Origin of the sequence: Actinomycetospora sp., assembly GCF_036497585.1 — a bacterium.
In the GTDB taxonomy this organism is placed as follows: Bacteria; Actinomycetota; Actinomycetes; order Mycobacteriales; family Pseudonocardiaceae; genus Actinomycetospora.
The window spans coordinates 1-18,633 of sequence record NZ_DASXJD010000056.1; the positions used below are offsets into that span (position 1 = coordinate 1).

Genomic DNA, 18,633 nt, shown 5'->3' on the forward strand with positions numbered 1-18,633 from the left:
TGCTCGGCGCCACCGGCACGGGCAAGTCGGCCACGGCGGCCTGGCTCATCGAGCGGGTGCAGCGCCCCACGCTGGTGATGGCGCCGAACAAGACGCTGGCCGCCCAGCTGGCGAACGAGCTGCGCGAGCTACTGCCGAACAACTCCGTCGAATACTTCGTCTCGTACTACGACTACTACCAGCCCGAGGCGTACATCGCGCAGACCGACACCTATATCGAGAAGGACTCCTCGATCAACGAGGACGTCGAGCGGCTGCGGCACTCGGCCACGTCCAACCTGCTGCTGCGACGGTACACCGTCGTGGTCGCCTCGGTGTCGTGCATCTACGGCCTCGGCACGCCGCAGTCGTACCTGGACCGATCGGTGAAGCTCGAGGTCGGCGAGGAGATCGACCGCGACACGCTGCTGCGGGCCCTGGTCGACGTGCAGTACACCCGCAACGACATGGCCTTCGCCCGCGGCACGTTCCGGGTCCGCGGCGACACCGTGGAGATCATCCCGGCGTACGAGGAGCTCGCGATCCGGATCGAGTTCTTCGGGGACGAGATCGAGGCGCTCTACTACCTCAACCCGCTCACGGGCGACGTCGTCAACCAGGTGGAGGACGTGCGGATCTTCCCGGCGACGCACTACGTCGCCGGGCCGGAGCGCATGGAGAAGGCCATCAAGGGCATCGAGCAGGAGCTCGAGGAGCGCCTGGCCGAGCTGGAGAACCAGGGCAAGCTGCTCGAGGCCCAGCGGCTGCGCATGCGCACCAGCTACGACATCGAGATGATGCGCCAGGTCGGGTTCTGCTCGGGGATCGAGAACTACTCGCGCCACATCGACGGCCGTGGCCCGGGCACCGCCCCCGCCACGCTCATCGACTACTTCCCGAACGACTTCCTGCTGGTGATCGACGAGTCGCACGTGACGGTCCCGCAGATCGGCGGGATGTACGAGGGCGACATGTCGCGCAAGCGCAACCTCGTGGAGTACGGCTTCCGGCTGCCCTCCGCCACGGACAACCGTCCGCTGACCTGGGAGGAGTTCGCCGACCGCATCGGGCAGACGGTGTACCTCTCGGCGACGCCGGGCGACTACGAGATGCGCCAGGCGGGCGGCGAGTTCGTCGAGCAGGTGATCCGGCCGACCGGCCTGGTCGACCCGGAGGTCGTCGTCAAGCCGACCAAGGGCCAGATCGACGACCTGGTGGCCGAGATCCGGGCGCGGGTCGAGAAGGACGAGCGCACCCTGGTCACCACGCTGACCAAGAAGATGGCCGAGGACCTCACCGACTACCTGCTCGAGCTGGGGATCAAGGTCCGGTACCTGCACTCCGAGGTCGACACGCTGCGCCGTGTCGAGCTGCTGCGTCAGCTGCGGTCGGGGGAGTACGACGTGCTGGTCGGCATCAACCTGCTCCGCGAGGGTCTCGACCTGCCCGAGGTGTCGCTGGTGGCGATCCTCGATGCGGACAAGGAGGGCTTCCTGCGCAGCGAGCGGTCGCTGATCCAGACGATCGGCCGCGCCGCCCGCAATGTGTCGGGCGAGGTGCACATGTACGCGGACAAGGTGACCGAGTCGATGCAGTACGCGATCGACGAGACCAACCGCCGCCGCGAGAAGCAGATCGCCTACAACACCGAGCGCGGAGTCGACCCGCAGCCGCTGCGCAAGAACATCAACGACATCCTCGACCGCGTCTACCGCGAGGCCGAGGACACCGAGGTCGAGATCGGTGGGTCGGGTCGCAACGCCTCCCGCGGGCGGCGCGCGGCCGGCGAGGCGGGCGGCACCCGGGGTCACTCGGGGGTGGTGGAGCACCGCGACACCGCGGGTATGGCGCGCGCGGAGCTGGCCGACCTCATCCAGCAGCTCACCGACCAGATGATGGCGGCGGCCCGCGACCTGCAGTTCGAGCTCGCCGGGCGGCTGCGCGACGAGATCGCCGACCTCAAGAAGGAGATGCGCGGGATGGACGCGGCCGGCGTCAGCTGAGGCGGCGGCCCGGCCCGGCAGGCTCAGTCGAGGAGCTGCGCGGCCGTACGGAGGTCCTCGACGAAGCCTGCGCGCATCTCGTCGGCGTCCTGCCCGCGGTCGGGGTCCGCGCGCAGGATGGCCGACGGGTGGATCGTCGGCACCAGCGTCGAGTCCTGCCACGGCCGGGGCTGCCCGCGCTCGGCGGTGATCCGGAACGAGGAGCCGAGCAGCGCCTTGCCCGCGATCGCGCCGAGGGTGACCAGCACGTGCGGACGCACCAGGGCGAGCTCGCCGTCGAGCCAGGGCCGGCAGGCGCGGATGTGCCCGGCCTTCGGCGTCTGGTGGATGCGGCGGTTGCCCTGGCGGCGGAACGAGAAGTGCTTCACCGCGTTCGTGACGTAGGCGTCCTCGCGGGCGATCCCGGCCTCCACCAGCGCCTCGTCGAGCAGGCGCCCGGCCGGCCCCACGAACGGCTCGAGCTTCCGGTCCTCCTGGTCGCCCGGCTGCTCCCCGACGAGCATCACCCGCGCGGGGGCGGGGCCGACCCCGAAGACGGTGCCGGTCGCGCCCTCGTAGAGCTCGCACGCGGTGCAGCCGGCGGCGCGCTCGCGCAGCGTGTCGAGGTCGGGGGCCTCGGTGGGGGCGGCCGGGGCGTCGGGCTCGTCGGTGGTGGAGAAGAGGTCGAGCGGTTCGGTCACCGGCCGGGGTTGCCCGTCACGTCCTCGGCGCACCCCTGCCGACCCGCCGGCCGAGTGGACCCGTAGGGCTGCGGGGGGAGCCGTCGGGGTCCACTCGGGGCCGCGGGCCCACCGCTGCGAACCTCCTCCACGCCCCGCCCGGCGGTTATGCTCCCCGTCACAGGGACTCGGCCGTCCCTGGCGGAGGTGCGCGTGGTGGACGACGACGTCTGCGCGGTGACGCGGACGACGGACCTGCGCCGGCACGCACGCCTGCTCCACCAGGCGCACGACGCCCGGCTCTCCGGCTCACGCGCCCAGGCGCCGCTGCGTCGGGTGGTCAGCCGCTCCTGGGACCGGGTGCTGTCCTACGGCGTCGCCCCCGACGGGCGGACCCTCGACGACCCGGCCCGCCCCGATGTCGTCGAACGGCGGCGCGCCAAGTCGCCGATCGCGAAGGTGCTGCCCCAGCTGCGCGCGAGCCTCACCGCGGTGGCCGAGGACGCCGAGCACATCATGGTCGTCACCGCGGCCGACGGGTTCGTACTGTGGCGCGAGGGCGCCCTGCGGGTCGGGCGGCTGGCCGACGACCTGGGGTTCCTCCCCGGGGCCGACTGGACCGAGGCCTCCGTCGGGACCAACGCCATCGGCACCGCGCTCGCCGAGCACGCCTCGGTGCAGCTCTTCTCCGCCGAGCACTTCGTGCGCGCCCAGCACCCGTGGACCTGCACCGCCAGCCCGATCCACGACCCGCGGACCGGCGAGATGCTCGGCGTCGTCGACCTCTCCGGCCCGGCCCCGACGGTGCACCCGACCACGGTCGCGCTGGTGCAGACCGCCGTGCGGCTGGCCGAGTCGGGGCTCTGGACGCAGCACGAGGCCCGCCTCGACGGGTTGCGCGCCGTCGCCGCGCCGCTGCTGGCCCGCGAGCGCGGTCCGGCCCTCGTCGTCGACGACCACGGCTGGGTGGCCGCGGCCACCGGGCTGGCGCCCCGCGAGCGGGTGGCAGTGCCGAGCGCGGGGGAGGCACTGTTGGTGCACGGGCTCGGGGCCTGCCTGCCCGAGCGCGTGCCCGGCGGCTGGATGCTGCGTCCCCGCGGCGCGGACGAGGGCGTCACCCGGCTACGCCTGGACCCCGACGGCGACCCGCCCGGTGCGGTCGTCGAGGCCCGCGAGCAGTGGCGCCACGCCCTGTCGCTGCGCCACCAGCAGATCCTCGCCCTCCTCCTGTGCGCCGGCGCCGCGGGCCTCGACGCCGCGTCGCTCTCCCGCGCGCTCTACGACGACGCCGACCACCTCGTCACCGTCCGCGCCGAGCTCTCCCGGCTGCGGCGGGTCCTCGGCGGGCTGATCGCCGCGCGCCCCTACCGGATCGCGCCCGGAGTCGAGGCCGTGCCGCCCGGCCGCGAGGTGCTCACGCGTCTGCTCGGGTCTGCAACACCGCTGCAACCCTGGCCGTGACCGCGGTCACTCCCGTGGGATGGGGTCCTCACAGCCCAGGGAGGACCCATGAAGGCCGCGCGCTTCCACGGACGGGGTGACGTCCGCGTCGAGGAACTCCCCGAGCCCCATCCGAGCTCGGGGCAGGTGCAGATCGCCGTCGCGTGGTGCGGGATCTGCGGCACCGACCTGCACGAGTTCCTCGACGGCCCGATCTTCGCGCCGACCCCCGCGAACCCGCACCCGCTGACCGGCGGTGGGGTGCCCATCACGCTGGGGCACGAGTTCTCCGGGGTGGTCGCCGAGCTCGGGCAGGGCGTGACCGGGCTGTCGGAGGGCGACCGCGTCGTCGTCGAGCCCTACGACGTGTGCGGCGAGTGCAGCGCCTGCCGCGACGGCCGCTACAACATCTGCCGCAAGCTCGGGTTCGTCGGCCTCGACGGGGACCAGGGCGGGTTCGCCGAGCGGATGGTCGTCGACCAGCGCTGGGTCCACAACATCGACGGCCTGACCCCCGAGCAGGGCGCGCTCGTCGAGCCGCTGGCCGTCGGCTACCACGCGACGAGGCTGTCGGGCCTGCGGGAGGGCGGGTCGGCCGCCGTCTTCGGCTCCGGCCCGATCGGTCTGGTCACCGCGGCCGCGCTGCGCGCCACCGGGGCCGGCCAGGTCATCGTCGTCGAACCCGCCGAGGCCCGGAAGGCGAAGGCCCCCGGCGCCGGCGCCGACCATGTGCTCGACCCCACCGAGGTCGACGTCCCCGACGCGATCCGGGAGCTCACCGACGGCCGCGGCGCGGACGTGACCTTCGAGTGCGCCGGGGTGGACGAGGTGCTCGCGGCCGCCGTCGCCAGCACCCGGCCCGGCGGCACGTGCGTCAACGTCTCGATCTGGGGCCACCCCGCGACCTTCGACGTGAACTCGCTCGTGTTCTCCGAGGTCTCCCTGGTCGGCTCGCTGGCCTACGCGAACCGGCACGAGGAGGTCATCGAGCTGATCCGCTCCGGGACCGTCGACGTGGACCAGTTCATCACCGGGCGCATCGGGCTGGATGACATCGTCGACCGGGGCTTCCGCGAGCTCATCGACCACAAGGAGTCCAACGTCAAGATCCTGGTGCAGCCGTGAGCCGGGCGGGTCGGGAGAGAACACAGCAGCGGGTCGCGGTGGTCACCGGCGCCGGCCGCGGGATCGGCGCGGCGATCGCGAAGCGCCTGGCCGCGGACGGGTTCGCCGTCATGGTCTCCGACGTCGACGTCCGGACCGCCGCCGAGACCGCGAAGGCGATCAGCGACGCCGGCGGGCGGGCCGAGTCGCAGGTCGCGGACGTCGCCGACCGGGAGGCCTGCTTCGCGCTCGTCGCCGAGGCCCGCGAGGAGCTCGGCGGCCTCGACGTGATGGTCTCCAACGCCGGCATCGCCCAGGTCAAGACGCTGCTGGAGGTCTCGCCAGCGGACCTGGAGCACATGCTCGGGGTGAACGTCGGCGGGGTGCTGTGGTGCCTGCAGGCCGCCGCCGAGGCGATGATCGAGCGGGGCCGCGGCGGTAAGATCATCTCGGCGTCGTCCATCGCCGGGCACCAGGGGTTCGACCACCTCGGGCACTACTCGGCCTCGAAGTTCGCCGTCCGGGCGCTCACCCAGGCCGCGGCGAAGGAGCTGGCGCCGCACGGGATCACCGTGAACGCCTACTGCCCCGGGATCGTCGGGACCGCGATGTGGGACGAGATCGACCTGGGGCTGGGTCGCTACCTGGGCACCGGCCAGGGGGAGGCGCTCGCGCAGTACTCCCAGCTCATCGCGCTGGGACGGGTCCAGACGCCCGAGGACGTCGCGTCGTTCGTCTCCTACCTCGCGAGCCCGGACGCGGACTACATGACCGGCCAGGCGCCGATGATCGACGGCGGCATCGTCATGGTGTAGCCGTGCCGTCGGCCCCCCTGTTGCGCGGTCGGATGAGCTGGGTAACATCGTCGTCATGATCGCGCGACTGGGAGAGGTAGTACCCCGGCGCGTCGGGTGAGCCAGGCTCCCGGCGCGCAGCAGCACGGTTGCGCGACCGTGAGCCACGCACGACCCCGAGACCTGGCTCGGATTCCATCCCGCGAATCCAGTTCCAGGAGCACGTCGTGACCACCCTCGAGCCCGCCCGCATCCCCGCCCCCTCGATCTCCCCGGCTGACGTCGAGCGCGCCGTCAACGGCCCGGGCCGCCGGCCCTCTCGCCTGCCCCGCCCCTGGACCATCGTCACCACCGGGGGCATGCCCGGTGTCATGGCGCTGGCCTCGGCGCTCTGCGAGCTCGGCTACCGGGTGCCCGACTTCTCGGTCGACGTCCACGAGGGTGTCTCCTGCTCGAGCGTCTCCTGCACCGTCGCGCTCGCCACCGCGGAGTGCGACGAGTTCGCCGAGCGCGTCCGCCTGTTCGCCGGCGTCCTGTCCGTCGAGCCCTACTGAGCCCCGGCCCGGGGGCGCGTAAACCGGTCGCGTCGGGACGGGGCCGCCGCCTAGCGTCGCCGCCGTGATCCCACGCCCCGATTCTTGAGTCCCACCACGGCGGCGCCCCTACCCGGCGCCGTCGCTCCGTCTGCCCGCCCACCCCACCCCCGGCGGCTTCCTCCTCGCGATCCTGCGCTCGAGGCCGTGGCTCGCCGCCGTCACCGTGCTCGTCGGCACCCTGTGGTTGGTGCCCGGCGCGGTGACCCCGCTCGTGGCGGGCGCGGCCGTCGACGCCGGGCTCACCCGCGGCGACACCGGGCAACTGGTCCGGGACGTCGTGGTGATCCTCGCGCTCGGCCTCGGCCAGACGGCCAGTGGCGGCACGCTCGACTTCCTCGCGCACGGCATGTGCCTCCACGCCGCGTCGGTCACCCAGCGCACCGTGAACGGGCACGTCCTGCGCCTGGGCGGCTCGCTCGCGCCGCAGGCCGAGGCGGGCGACGTCACGGCCGTCACCACCTCCGACGCCAACCGGATCGGCAACGTCTTCGAGACCGCCGGCCGGCTCGTCGGATCGCTGGTGGCGTTCGGGGTGGTCGGCGCCGGGCTGCTGGCCCGGTCACCCCTGCTCGGGGTCATCGCGCTCGTCGGGGTGCCCCTGGCCGTCGTCGGGATCGGCCCGTTGGTCGCGCCCCTGCAACGGCGCCTGGACGATCAGCGTCGCGAGCTGACCTCGGTGAACGCGCTGGCCGCCGACATCGTCGCCGGGCTGCGGATCCTCCGGGGCATCGGCGGCGAGGCCCGCTTCGCCGCCCGGGTCGGTGACGCCACCGACCGCGTGCGGCGCGCCGGCGTCCTCGTCGCGCGCAGCACCGCGGCTCTCGCGGCGGCCGAGGTGCTGCTGCCCGGTGCGGTCCTCGTCGTCATCACGTGGCTGGGGGCCCGGCTCGCCGTCGCGGGCACCATCACCGCCGGTGAGCTCGTCGCGGTGTACGGCGCCTCGGCGTTCCTCGTCGTCCCGGTCGCCACCGCCACCGAGACCGTCGGGCAGTTCGCCGCGGCCCGGGCGGGTGCACGGCGGGTGGTCCGGCTGCTCGGCCTGCGTCCGCTGCTCGACGAGCCGGCCGACCCGCTCCCGGTCCCGCCCGGGTGCCCGGGTCTCCACGACCCGCTGACCGGGCTGGACGCACCGGGCGGCGAGCTCACCGTGGTGGACGCCGGGCCGGGGGCCGCGGCGCTCGCGGGCCGGCTCACCCGGTCCGTCGGGCCCGGCAATCCAGACGACGACGCCGGGCCGGCACGGGTGGGCGACGTCGGGGTGGACCGCGTCGAGCTCGCGGCGCTGCGACGCCGGGTCGTCCACGCCCACCCCGAGGACCTCTGGTTCTCGGGACGGCTGCGCGACGAGCTCGTCGGGCACGGCGCCCTCGACGTCGACGCGGCCCTCGACGCGGCGGCCGCCACGGAGATCGTCGACGGGTTCCCCGCCGGCCTCGACGAGGTGCTGGGGGAGCGCGGCCGGGAGGTCTCCGGCGGGCAGCGGCAGCGGCTCGCGCTGACCCGGGTGCTGCTCACCGACGCCGACGTCCTCGTGCTGTCCGAGCCCACCTCGGCGGTCGACGCCCACACCGAGGCGTGGATCGCCGCCCGGGTCGCGGTCCTGCGCCGCGGCCGCACCACGGTCGTCCTGACCCAGGGCGCGCCGTGGCGCCACGTCGCCGACCACGTCGTCGACCTCACCCGCACCCTGGAGAGGAGCTCCTCGTGACCGCCGTCCTCGGCTACGCCAGCCCCCGCGAGGCCTGGGCGTGGGCGCGCGGCGTGCTGCGCGTCCACCGCGGGCGGGCGGCGGCCACCGCGGCGTGCTTCCTCGCCGCGGCCGTGGCAGGGCTCGTCGGGCCGCAGCTGCTCGGAATGCTCGTCGACGAGGTCGCGGGCGGCGGGCGCTCCACCACGCGGATCGACCTGCTCGCGCTCGGCTTCCTCGTCGCCCTGGTCGTCGCCGCGGTGCTGCGCCGGTCCGCCCCGTGGCGCGCCGGCGTGCTGGGCGAGGAGCTGCTCGCCGCCAACCGCACCGGCCTCGTCGGGCGCGCCCTCGCCCTGCCGCTGGCGACGGTGGAGTCGGTCGGCACCGGTGCGCTGCTCTCCCGGGCGACCACCGACCTCGACCGCGTCGACCACGCGCTGCGCCAGGGCGTCCCGGAGGTCCTGACCGCGGTGGTGACGGTGGTCCTCACCGTCGTGGCCATGGTGGTGACGTCGCCGCTGCTCGCGCTCGCGCTGCTCGTCGCGGTCCCGACGGTGCTGCTCCCGACGCGCTGGCTCTGGCGGCGGCTCCCGACCGCGATGCAGCGGATGCTCGACGCGTGGGCCGGCCTCACCGCACGGGTCCACGAGTCGACGGCGGGGGCGCACACGCTGGAGGCGCTCGGGCTCGTCGAGCGCAGGGTGGCCGGCGACGACGCGGCGCTGGTCGCCGCGGTGGACCGGGAGCGCGACGTGCGGGCGCTGCACGTGCGCTGGATCCCGTGGCTGGAGATCTCGCACGTGCTGCCCCTGGCGGCGACCCTCGCGCTGGGTGCCTGGGCGTACGCGGCGGGCCTGGCCTCGCTGGGCGAGGTGACGACGATGGTCGTCTACGTCCAGGCGCTCGCGAACCCGGTGGACGAGGCGCTGTGGTAGGTGGAGGACCTCATGGTCGCGGTCGTGGCGCTCCGCCGTGTGCTCGGTGTCCGGGCCCCCGACGTGGACCGGGGCGGCTCGCCGTCGCCGGCCGGCGTCCCGGGCGAGCGGGGGCTGCGCCTCGAGGCGGTCCGGTTCGCCTACCGCGCCGACCGGCCCGTGCTGCTCGGGGTCGACCTCCACGTGCCGCCGGGGGAGCGGCTCGCCGTCGTCGGGGGGTCGGGCGCGGGGAAGTCGACGCTCGCGCGCCTGATCGCGGGCATCTCCGCCCCGGCGTCGGGTGCGGTCAGGCTCGACGGCCGCGACGTCACGGCGCTCGACGACGACACGCTGCGCGGCGAGGTGCTGCTGCTGACCCGGAGCACCACGTGTTCACCGGGTCGGTGCGCGACAACCTGGTGCTGCCCGCCGGCGAGTTCTCCGACGACGAGCTGCGGGACGCGCTGGACCTCGTCGGGCTCGGCGACTGGCTCGGGGGCCTGCCCGACGGTCTGCGCACGACGGTGGGCTCCGGCGCCGTCACGGTGCCGGCGCCGGTCGCGCAGCAGCTCGCGCTGGCCCGGGTGGTCCTGGCCGACCCCGGCACCGTCGTGCTCGACGAGGCCACCTCGCTGCTCGACACCGCCGCGGCGCGCCGGGCCGAGGGCGCCCTGGACCGGGTCCTCGCCGGGCGGACGGTCATCGCGATCGCCCACCGGCTGCACACCGCGGCCGGGGCCGACCGGGTCGCGGTGATGGCGGACGGCGAGATCGTCGAGCTGGGGCCCCCGACGGCGCTGGCGGCGGCGGGCGGGCCGTACGCGCGGCTGGTGGCGGCGGCGTCGGACTGAGATGCCGGACCGAGGTTCCGAGGAGAACGGACGGGCAGGAGCGGCCCCGTGCGGGCACTCTGGAGACATCGACTCCCCAGGAGGTCCCGTGCCCGACCGCGACGACGACGACCGCACCCCGCCGGCGGGTTCCCTGCTCGACGGGATCGTCGGCCGGCTCGTCGACCTCGACCTCGGCCTGCTGTTCGGCGGCGAGTTCGACGACACGCGCCGCGGGACCGCCGACGAGCGGCAGGAGCGCGACCCGGGCGCCCCGTCGTCGGCACCCGGCGACCGGACCCGCACCGACCCGACGTCGTCGGGACCCTCCCGGCCGCCGCGGCGGACGCCGACCCTCGACCGGCACGGCCACGACCTCACGGCCGACGCCCGCGCGGGCCGGCTCGACCCGGTGATCGGGCGGGACGCCGAGATCGCCCAGGTGGTCGAGGTGCTCGCCCGGCGCAGCAAGAACAACCCGGTGCTGCTGGGGGAGCCCGGGGTCGGGAAGACGGCGGTGGTCGAGGGCATCGCGTCGCGGGTGGTCGAGGGGGAGGTGCCCGAGGCGCTGCGCGGGGTGCGCGTCGTCGCGGTGGATCTCGCCGGGATGGTCGCGGGGACGAAGTACCGCGGGGAGTTCGAGGAGCGGCTGACCGCGGTGCTCCGCGAGGCCGCGCACCCCGACGTCGTGCTGTTCGTCGACGAGCTGCACCTGATCGTCGGGGCGGGCGCCGGGCACGAGGGCACGATGGACGCGGCGTCGATGCTCAAGCCGGCGCTGGCCCGCGGGGCGCTGCGCCTGATCGGGGCGACGACGACCGCCGAGTACCGCCGCCACGTGGAGCCGGACGCCGCGCTCGCCCGCCGGCTCGCGACGATCACCGTCGAGGAGCCGACCGCGGAGCAGGCGCTCGCCGTCCTCGACGGGGTCGCGGCCCGCTACGAGACCCACCACCGCGTCGTCCTCCCGCCGGCGACGCGACGCGCGGCCGTCGAGCTGACGGCGAAGCACGTGCACGACCGCCGGCTGCCCGACAAGGCGCTCGACGCGCTGGACCGCGCCTCCGCCCGGGTGCGGACCCGCAGCTCCGGCGATGCCTGCGACACCACCCCGACGGTGACCCCGGCCGACGTCGCGCAGGTCGTCGCCGACACGACCGGCATCCCCGTCGCGGACCTCACCGACGACGACCGCGCGCGCCTCGGGACCCTCGACGCCCGGCTGCGGGCGCGGATCGTCGGGCAGGACCCGGCGGTGGCGACGGTGGTCGACGCGGTCCTGGCCGGGCGGGCGGGGCTCGCCGACCCGGGCCGGCCGGTGGCGTCGCTGCTGTTCGTGGGCCCGACCGGGGTGGGGAAGACCGAGCTGGCGCGGGCGCTGGCGTGGGCGGTGCACGGGTCCGACGAGCACCTCGTGCGGTTCGACATGGCGGAGTTCGCCGAGGCACACACCGTCTCGCGGCTCACCGGGGCGCCGCCCGGTTACCTCGGGCACGACCGGCCGGGCGAGCTGACCGAGGCGGTGCGGCGCCGGCCGTCGAGCGTGGTGCTGTTCGACGAGATCGAGAAGGCGCACGCGGACGTGGTGGCGGTGCTGCTCGGCGTCCTCGACGCGGGCCGGCTCACCGACACCCACGGGCGGACGACGTCGTTCACCGACACCGTGATCGTCATGACGTCGAACCTGGCGGCGGCGGAGCTGAAGGTCGCCGGGGACGACGTCGAGGCGGCGCGGGAGCCGGTGGTGACGGTGCTGCGGCGCTCGTTGCGCCCGGAGCTCCTGGGGCGCATCGACGACGTCGTGCTGTTCCGGCCGCTGTCGACCTCGCTGCTCGAGGAGGTCGTGGAGCTGCTGCTGTCCTCGACGCGGGAGCGGCTGGCGGAGCGCGACGTGGCGCTGCGGGTCACCCCGGCCGCGCTGGCGCTGCTCGCCGGGCGTGCCGATCGGAAGTCCGGGGCCCGGGGGCTGCGGCAGGTCGTGGCCCGCGAGGTGGAGCGGCCGATCGCGCGGCGGATCGTGGCGGGGGCCGTGCCGGGCGGGTCGGAGGTGCTCGTCGACGTGCACGGAGAGACGGTGACGTTCGAGGTGCGCTGACGCGCTCGTGAGCACTTTCGGGGGTTATTGCCCCCGAAAGTGCTCACGAGGGCTTCGCCCACCTATTCGACCGTCACCGACTTCGCCAGGTTGCGGGGCTTGTCGATGTCGCGGCCCAGCGCGGCCGCGCAGTGGTACGCGAGCATCTGCAGCGGGATGCCGAGCAGGATCGGGTCGAGCTCGGGCTCGAGACGGGGGACGCGGAGCACGGCGTCGGCGAGGCCGTCCGGGAGGTCGGCGTTGGTCACCGCGATCACCGGGCCGCCGCGGGCCTTGACCTGCTCGATCGTCGAGACGTTCTTGCTCACCAGCTCGTCGTCGGGCACCACGACGACGCACGGCATCGTCGGGTCCACCAGCGCCAGCGGGCCGTGCTTGAGCTCGGCGGACGGGTAGGCCTCGGCGTGCACGTAGGAGATCTCCTTGAGCTTCTGCGCGCCCTCGCGTGCGACCGCGGACCCCCGCACCCGGCCCAGGTAGAACATCGACCGCGCGTCGGCGTACTTCCGGGCGATCGCCGCGGCCTCCTCCTCGGCAGCCAGGGCGTGCTCGACGGCGTCGGGCAGCCGCCGCAGGCCCTCCACCAGCCGGGTGCCGTGGGCCGCCGAGAGGTCGCGCACCCGGCCCAGCAGCAGCGCGAGCAGCGCGAACGACGTCGTCATCGAGCTGAACGCCTTCGTCGAGGCCACCGAGACCTCCGGGCCGGCGTGCAGGAACATGCCCGCCCCGCACTGGCGGGCGATGGCCGAGCCGATGACGTTGACGCACCCGACGACCCGCCCGCCCTTGCGCTGCAGCTCCTCCACCGCGGCGAGGGTGTCGATGGTCTCCCCGGACTGGCTCACCGCGACGTAGAGGGTGTCGGGGTCGACCAGTGGGTTGCGGTAGCGGAACTCGCTCGCCTGCTGCGCGTCGGCCGGGACCCGGGCGAGCTCCTCCACCAGGGCCGCGCCCATCTGCCCGGCGTAGAGCGCGGACCCGCAGCCGAGGAACGTGACCTGTCGGATGCTGCGCAGCTCGCGCGGGTCGAGCCGCAGGCCGTCCAGGCGCGCCGTCGCGAACCGGGCGTCGAGGCGCCCGGCCAGCACCCGGCGCAGCGCGGCCGGCTGCTCGTGGATCTCCTTGGAGAGGAAGTCGGGGTGGCCGTCGAGGTCGTAGTCGTCGTCGTCCACGTCGACCGTGGTGGGCGGCCCCAGCCGGGAGCCCTCGTAGCCGGTCGCCGTGATCGTCGCGAGCTCGCCATCGGCGAGGAACACCACCTGGCGGGTGTGCCGGACGAGGGCGGCGACGTCGGAGGCCACGAACATCTCGCCGTCGCCGAGGCCGAGCACGATCGGGCTGCCGTTCCGGGCGACGACGAGTTCGTCGGGACGGCGGGAGTCGAGGACGACGAGGCCGTAGGTCCCCTCGACCACGCGCAGCGCCTCGCGGACCGCCTCCTCGAGGGTGTGCGACTCGTCGTCGGCGGCCGCGCGGGCGATGAGGTGGGGGAGCACCTCGGTGTCGGTGTCGCTGACGAAGACGACGCCGTCGGCGACGAGCTTGGCCCGCAGCTCCTCGGCGTTCTCGACGATGCCGTTGTGCACCACCGCGATCCGGCCGGCCGCGTCGGTGTGGGGGTGGGCGTTGCGCTCGCTGGGCTCGCCGTGGGTGGCCCAGCGGGTGTGCGCGATGCCGACCTTGGCGGGGGCGGGCTCGTCGCCGAGGGCGGTGCGGAGGTCGTCGACGCGGCCCACGGCCTTCGTCGTGCGCAGAGCCTTGCGGTGGGCGACGGCGAGACCGGCGCTGTCGTACCCGCGGTACTCCAGCCGCGCGAGCCCCTCGACGAGGATCCTCGACGCCGGACGGGTGCCGACGTACCCCACGATGCCGCACATGCGGTGTGCCCCTTCAGCCGTAGACGATGCGTCGCAGGCGCCGCTCGCTGACCGGTCCGGACGCGACGGGTCGCCGGGCGAGCTCGTCGGCGATCACGGTCCAGATCTCGGCGTTGCGCTTCTCGCGGGCCTGCAGCTCCCGGTGACGTCGGCGGACGAACTCCTCGGTGGTCTCCGAGAAGTACGCGACGACGTCGGCCACCACGCGTGCGGCGACCGGGCCGGGAAGACCCGTCGACGACGCCACGTGCGCGACGAGCTCGGGGTCCACGACGGCGAGCCTGCCGTCGGAGAGGGCTCGAGCGCCAGTTCCCTGCCCGGATGCGGGCAGGATCCTGGCTGATCGTGTGGTTCGGCGAGCTGTTCCGGCGAGGGGCGCCCCCGGCCGGTTCTATCGACCGAGGGCGCCCTTCGCTCGGATCGGGGTCGGGCGGGGTGTTCCGGCGAGGGGCGCCCCCGGCGGGTTCTATCGACCGAGGGTGCCCTTCGCTCAGAACCCGGGAGCTCAGGCCGGCGCCGGGCCCACGTAGCGGGCCGAAGGACGGATGATCGTCGAGGACCCGGCCTGCTCGAGCACGTGCGCGGTCCACCCCACCACCCGGCTCACCGCGAACGTCGGCGTGAACATCTCCCGCGGGATGCCGGCGAGGTGCATCACCACCCCGGCCCAGAACTCCACGTTGGCCCTCAGGTCGCGCCCCGGCCGGTACTCGGCGAGCAGCGCCTCGGTGCGCTCCTCGACGATCTCGGCGAGCCCGACGACCTCGCCGCCCGGCCGGTCGCGAAGCTCCCGGGCGACCTCGCGGAGCAGGACCGCCCGCGGGTCGGCCGTGCGGTACACCGCGTGCCCGAACCCCATGACCCGGTCGCCCGCCACGAGCTTCGCCCGGACGTAGTCGTCGACCCGGTCGGGCGAGCCGATCTCGTCGACCGCCTCCAGGGCCCGGTCCGGCGCGCCGCCGTGCAGCGGGCCGGCGAAGGTGCCCAGCGCCGCGACGACCGCGGACGCGATGTCGGTGCCGGCCGAGGCCGCGACCCGGGCGGTGAACGTCGACGCGTTGAACCCGTGGTCGATGGTGGCGACGAGGTAGCGGTCGACGGCGGCCGCGGCCTGCGGGTCGGGCTCGGTGCCGGAGAGCAGGTACAGCCAGGCGGCGCCGCCGTGCAGGTCGTCGCGCGGGGCGACAGGCTGGAGGCCGCGGCGCAGCCGGTACAGCGCGGCGAGGATCGTCGGGGTCGCGGCGACGACGCGCAGGGCGTCGGCACGCCGGTCACGGGGCGCGGCACCCCAGACCGGCGCGAGCCCGTCCGCGGCACCCAGGGTGGAGAGCGCGGCCCGCAGCCCGGCGAGGGCGGCGAACTCGGTGCCCGCGGCGGCCAGCGTCGGGAGCACCGCGTGCACGGCGGCGGGCAGCTCGCGGCGATCGGCGAGCTCGGCGCGAAAGCGGGCGCGCCCGGCGTCGTCGGGAAGCTCGCCGTCGAGGACGAGGGCCGCGGCGTCGTCGAAGGTCCGGGTCCGCGCCAGCTCGACCGCCGAGCGGCCCCGGTAGTGGTAGAAGCCCTCGCTGCCGAGGACGTCCCCGATCGCCGTGTCGCTGACGGCGACCCCGCGTAGTCCGGCGGGGACGGTGTCGATGGTCATGCCGCGACGATGCGCGCCGACGATCAATGCAGTCAATCTTGATACGGTCAACCTCGTGGCACGACGGGCGACCCGGTTGACGACGGCGGAGGCGGCGGCGCGGCTCGGGGTGAAGCCCGAGACGCTGTACGCCTACGTGAGCCGGAGGCTGCTCACCTCCGAGCGCGGCACCGGCGGACGGTCGAGCACGTTCGACGCCGCCGAGGTAGACGCCCTCGTGGCGACCCGCGGCGCCATCCGCCGTCCCACCGGCGTCGCGGAGACGATCACGACGCGGCTCACGCTGCTGGCCGAGGACGAGGTGTACTACCGCGGCCTGCGCGTCACCGACCTCGCCCGCACCGAGAGCCCCGAGCGGGTCGCGGCGCTGCTCTGGCTCGGCTCCCTCGATGCGCCGATCGACGAGCCGGACCTCGACGGCGTCGTCGAGCCCGTCCGGGAGATCGTGACGCGCCTGCCCGGGCGACCACGCCCAACCGACCGGCTCCGGGTCGCCGTCGCCACCCTCGCTGCCCTCGACCCGTGGCGCTTCGACCTGGAGCCTGCGGCGGTCGTCGCGACGGCGATGCGGTGTCGCCGGGGCATGGTGAGCGCACTGGGCGAGGGCGGGCTGTGGCCGGCGCTCGCCGACGACCCGACGGCGCCCGAGCCCCCGGAGGTGCTGCGGACCGCCCTGGTGCTGCTGGCCGACCACGGGCTCGCGGCCTCGACGATGGCCGCGCGGGTGGCGGCCAGCGCGCGGGCGCACCCGTACGCGGTGGTCTCGGCGGGGCTGGGCGCCCTCGACGGGCCGGTGCACGGGACGGCGAGCACCGCGGCCCACCGGTTCCTCGCCGAGGCGGTGCGCGACCCGGAGGCTGCGGTGGCGGAGCGGCTGCGCGCGGGGGAGCGGCTGCCGGGGTTCGGCCACTCGATCTACCGCGAGCGCGACCCGCGGACGGCGGTGCTGCTGGAGTTGATCGCGGGGAGCGAGGCGGCGGCGGTCGTCGAACGGCTGACGGCCGCGGTGGCGGGGCGCCCGGGCGTGTTCCCGAACGTCGACCTGGCGATGGCCGCGGTCCAGCACGTCCACGGGATGCAGGCCGAGGCGGGGGAGGCGATCTTCGCCGTGGCGCGCACCGTCGGCTGGATCGCGCACGCGCTCGAGCAGTACGCGGATCCGGGGCTGCGGTTCCGGGTGGAGGGCACCTACGTGGGGCTCCGTCCCCGTCGCTCGACAGGCGCATCCGACCCTGCTATATGAGTAACTCTCCGGAGCAGGAGGCGTGCGCCGAGACTCGTACGGACCAACAGGGATCCTCAGTTGCCCCAGAAGTGACACTCTGCGTCACCGATCTGCTGGCTGCTGGGCTCTCTCGTCAGCTGGGAGCCTGAGGACCCGCTCCCCGCGCCGGACCGATACAGGGGACCTCGATGACCAGGACGATCCAGCAGGGAGCCGACGAACTCCGGGCGGCCATGAGCGGCACGGTGCTCGTCGCCGGGGAGCGCGGGTACGACGAGGCACGTCGCGTCCTCAACGCCGACATCGACCGGTACCCGGCGGTCGTGGCACGGTGCGCCTCGGCGACCGACGTCGCCGCGGCCGTGCGCTACGCCCGGGCGGAAGGGCGCGAGATCGCGGTGCGCGGCGGCGCCCACAGCATGTCGGGTCAGAGCACCGTCGACGACGGCCTGGTGATCGACCTGTCCGGGATGCGCGAGGTGACCGTCGACCCGGAGGCGCGCCAGGTCCGGGTCCAGGGCGGTGCTCTGCTCTCCGACATGAACGCCGCCACCCAGGCACACGGCCTCGCCGTGCCGGCCGGGATCGTCGGACACACCGGCGTCTCCGGGCTCACCCTCGGCGGCGGCATGGGCTGGCTGACCCGCTCGTGCGGTCTGTCGATCGACAACCTCCTCGGCGCCGAGGTCGTGCTCGCCGACGGGCGGATCGTGCAGACCTCGCCCGCCGAGCACCCCGACCTGTGCTGGGCGCTGCGCGGCGGCGGGGGCAACTTCGGCGTCGTCACCGAGTTCCGGTTCCGCTGCCACGAGGTCGGCCCGATGATCGACTTCGCGCTGTTCTTCTGGGGTCTCGACCAGGGCGCCGAGGCGTGGCGCTGCATGCGCGAGGTGAGCGCGACGCTGCCCCGGGGGCTCACCCCGATCCTCGGGGCGATCAATGCGCCGCCCGCGCCGTTCGTGCCCGAGGCGAACCAGCTCCAGCCGGGCTACGCGATGATGATCGCCGGTTTCGGGTCCCCCGAGCAGCACGCCGCCGCCGTCGAGCAGGTCCGCGCGCAGTGCCCGCCGCTGGTCGACCTCGTGACGCCCATGCCGTTCGTCGCGCTCTCCGAGATGTTCGACGAGGCGAACGCCTGGGGCCAGTACTACTACGAGAAGTCGGTCTACGTCGCCGAGGTGACCGACGAGGTGATCGCGGCGATCACGGAGCAGGCGCCGGCCAAGACGTCCCCGTTGTCGATCGCCCTGCTCTACCGGCTCGATGAGAGCTACTGCGACGTGGGTGAGGAGGACACAGCCTTCTCCGGCGGCCGCACCCCGCGATGGGCGACCTTCCTCGTCGCCAACACGCTGGACGCGGCGTCGCTGCCGGCCGAGCGCGCGTGGGTCCGCGCCTTCTACGAGGCGCTGCGTCCGCTCTCCCTCGACGACACCGCGTACGTCAACGCCATGACCGAGGACGAGCCGGATCGCGTCCGGGCCTCCTACGGTCCTGCGAAGTACGCCCGGCTCGCCGCGATCAAGGCGGAGTACGACCCGGACAACGCGTTCCACCGCAACATCAACATCCGGTAGGTGGCCTCGGCCTCGTGAGCACTTTCCGGGGCTATGACCCCGGAAAGTGCTCACAAGGCCGAAGGCCACCTAGGAGACTGCTGAATTAAGCGCCGGGGTGTCGGACGGGGATCTTGGCTGGCGGCTGGGATCCTCGTCTGGTGCAGGGCCACTCGGATGATCAGCGTGAGCTGCTGGACGTGGAGTCGCTGGCTGGGCATCTGATTGACCC

Annotated in this window: 13 protein-coding genes and 1 pseudogene; 10 read left to right on the plus strand and 4 right to left on the minus strand. The window is 74.4% G+C overall.

The annotated features are described in order from the left end of the window. Positions 1 to 1,982, plus strand: a 1,982-nt coding sequence (uvrB, locus tag VGH76_RS05335; RefSeq protein WP_331555576.1) for an excinuclease ABC subunit UvrB, incomplete at its 5' end; no start/stop codon positions are given. 23 nt (positions 1,983 to 2,005) lie between these two features. Here uvrB and VGH76_RS05340 read toward each other — a convergent pair. Further along, positions 2,006 to 2,662: a UdgX family uracil-DNA binding protein gene (locus VGH76_RS05340; RefSeq protein ID WP_331555577.1), complete on the minus strand. Its 657-nt coding sequence runs from the start codon at positions 2,660 to 2,662 to the stop codon at positions 2,006 to 2,008. A gap of 195 nt (positions 2,663 to 2,857) precedes the next feature. On the opposite strand from VGH76_RS05340, the gene VGH76_RS05345 reads away from it, so the two are divergent. From VGH76_RS05345 to VGH76_RS05385, 7 genes and pseudogenes are all read left to right on the plus strand, one after another. Beyond that, entirely contained in the window at positions 2,858 to 4,102 is a 1,245-nt protein-coding gene (locus VGH76_RS05345; protein WP_331555578.1) for a GAF domain-containing protein, read from the plus strand. A gap of 48 nt (positions 4,103 to 4,150) precedes the next feature. After that, on the plus strand, positions 4,151 to 5,206 hold the full coding sequence (locus tag VGH76_RS05350; RefSeq protein ID WP_331555579.1) for a 2,3-butanediol dehydrogenase: 1,056 nt from the start codon (positions 4,151 to 4,153) through the stop codon (positions 5,204 to 5,206). After that, entirely contained in the window at positions 5,203 to 6,000 is a 798-nt protein-coding gene (locus VGH76_RS05355) for an acetoin reductase (protein WP_331555580.1), read from the plus strand. The genes VGH76_RS05350 and VGH76_RS05355 overlap by 4 nt, the downstream gene beginning before the upstream one ends. A gap of 206 nt (positions 6,001 to 6,206) precedes the next feature. Further along, positions 6,207 to 6,533: a hypothetical protein gene (locus VGH76_RS05360; RefSeq protein ID WP_331555581.1), complete on the plus strand. Its 327-nt coding sequence runs from the start codon at positions 6,207 to 6,209 to the stop codon at positions 6,531 to 6,533. A 229-nt stretch (positions 6,534 to 6,762) separates the two neighbouring features. Continuing rightward, positions 6,763 to 8,283 carry an ABC transporter ATP-binding protein gene (locus VGH76_RS05365; protein ID WP_331555582.1) on the plus strand — a complete coding sequence of 507 codons (1,521 nt, stop codon included), beginning with the start codon at positions 6,763 to 6,765 and terminating at the stop codon, positions 8,281 to 8,283. Then, a pseudogene (locus VGH76_RS27925) lies at positions 8,280 to 10,027 on the plus strand (ABC transporter ATP-binding protein). The gene VGH76_RS05365 and the pseudogene VGH76_RS27925 overlap by 4 nt, the downstream one beginning before the upstream one ends. Positions 10,028 to 10,115: 88 nt before the next feature. Further along, positions 10,116 to 12,101 carry an ATP-dependent Clp protease ATP-binding subunit gene (locus tag VGH76_RS05385; RefSeq protein ID WP_331555584.1) on the plus strand — a complete coding sequence of 662 codons (1,986 nt, stop codon included), beginning with the start codon at positions 10,116 to 10,118 and terminating at the stop codon, positions 12,099 to 12,101. Between the two features lie 62 nt (positions 12,102 to 12,163). Here the strand turns inward: VGH76_RS05385 and glmS are convergent, their stop codons facing one another. The 3 genes from glmS to VGH76_RS05400 all read right to left on the minus strand — a co-directional run bounded on the left by glmS (position 12,164) and on the right by VGH76_RS05400 (position 15,620). Continuing rightward, positions 12,164 to 13,978, minus strand: coding sequence for a glutamine--fructose-6-phosphate transaminase (isomerizing) (gene glmS / locus VGH76_RS05390; protein ID WP_331555585.1), 1,815 nt, complete (start codon positions 13,976 to 13,978; stop codon positions 12,164 to 12,166). A gap of 13 nt (positions 13,979 to 13,991) precedes the next feature. Then, positions 13,992 to 14,249: a hypothetical protein gene (locus VGH76_RS05395; RefSeq protein WP_331555586.1), complete on the minus strand. Its 258-nt coding sequence runs from the start codon at positions 14,247 to 14,249 to the stop codon at positions 13,992 to 13,994. A gap of 234 nt (positions 14,250 to 14,483) precedes the next feature. Beyond that, a complete protein-coding gene (locus tag VGH76_RS05400) occupies positions 14,484 to 15,620 on the minus strand; it encodes a citrate/2-methylcitrate synthase (protein ID WP_331555587.1) in 1,137 nt (378 codons plus the stop codon). Between the two features lie 55 nt (positions 15,621 to 15,675). Here VGH76_RS05400 and VGH76_RS05405 point away from each other — a divergent pair, with 55 nt between their 5' ends. Both VGH76_RS05405 and VGH76_RS05410 read left to right on the plus strand, forming a co-directional pair. After that, positions 15,676 to 16,863: a citrate/2-methylcitrate synthase gene (locus VGH76_RS05405; RefSeq protein ID WP_331555588.1), complete on the plus strand. Its 1,188-nt coding sequence runs from the start codon at positions 15,676 to 15,678 to the stop codon at positions 16,861 to 16,863. Between the two features lie 170 nt (positions 16,864 to 17,033). After that, positions 17,034 to 18,422 carry an FAD-binding oxidoreductase gene (locus VGH76_RS05410; protein WP_331555589.1) on the plus strand — a complete coding sequence of 463 codons (1,389 nt, stop codon included), beginning with the start codon at positions 17,034 to 17,036 and terminating at the stop codon, positions 18,420 to 18,422. Positions 18,423 to 18,633 lie beyond the last annotated feature (211 nt).

Coding starts and splice junctions, on each gene's coding strand:
- VGH76_RS05350 (WP_331555579.1), top strand. CDS start 4,151: ATGAAGGCCGCGCGCTTCCACGGACGGGGTGACGTCCGCGTCGAGGAA.
- glmS (WP_331555585.1), bottom strand. CDS start 13,978: ATGTGCGGCATCGTGGGGTACGTCGGCACCCGTCCGGCGTCGAGGATC.
- VGH76_RS05400 (WP_331555587.1), bottom strand. CDS start 15,620: ATGACCATCGACACCGTCCCCGCCGGACTACGCGGGGTCGCCGTCAGC.
- VGH76_RS05410 (WP_331555589.1), top strand. CDS start 17,034: ATGACCAGGACGATCCAGCAGGGAGCCGACGAACTCCGGGCGGCCATG.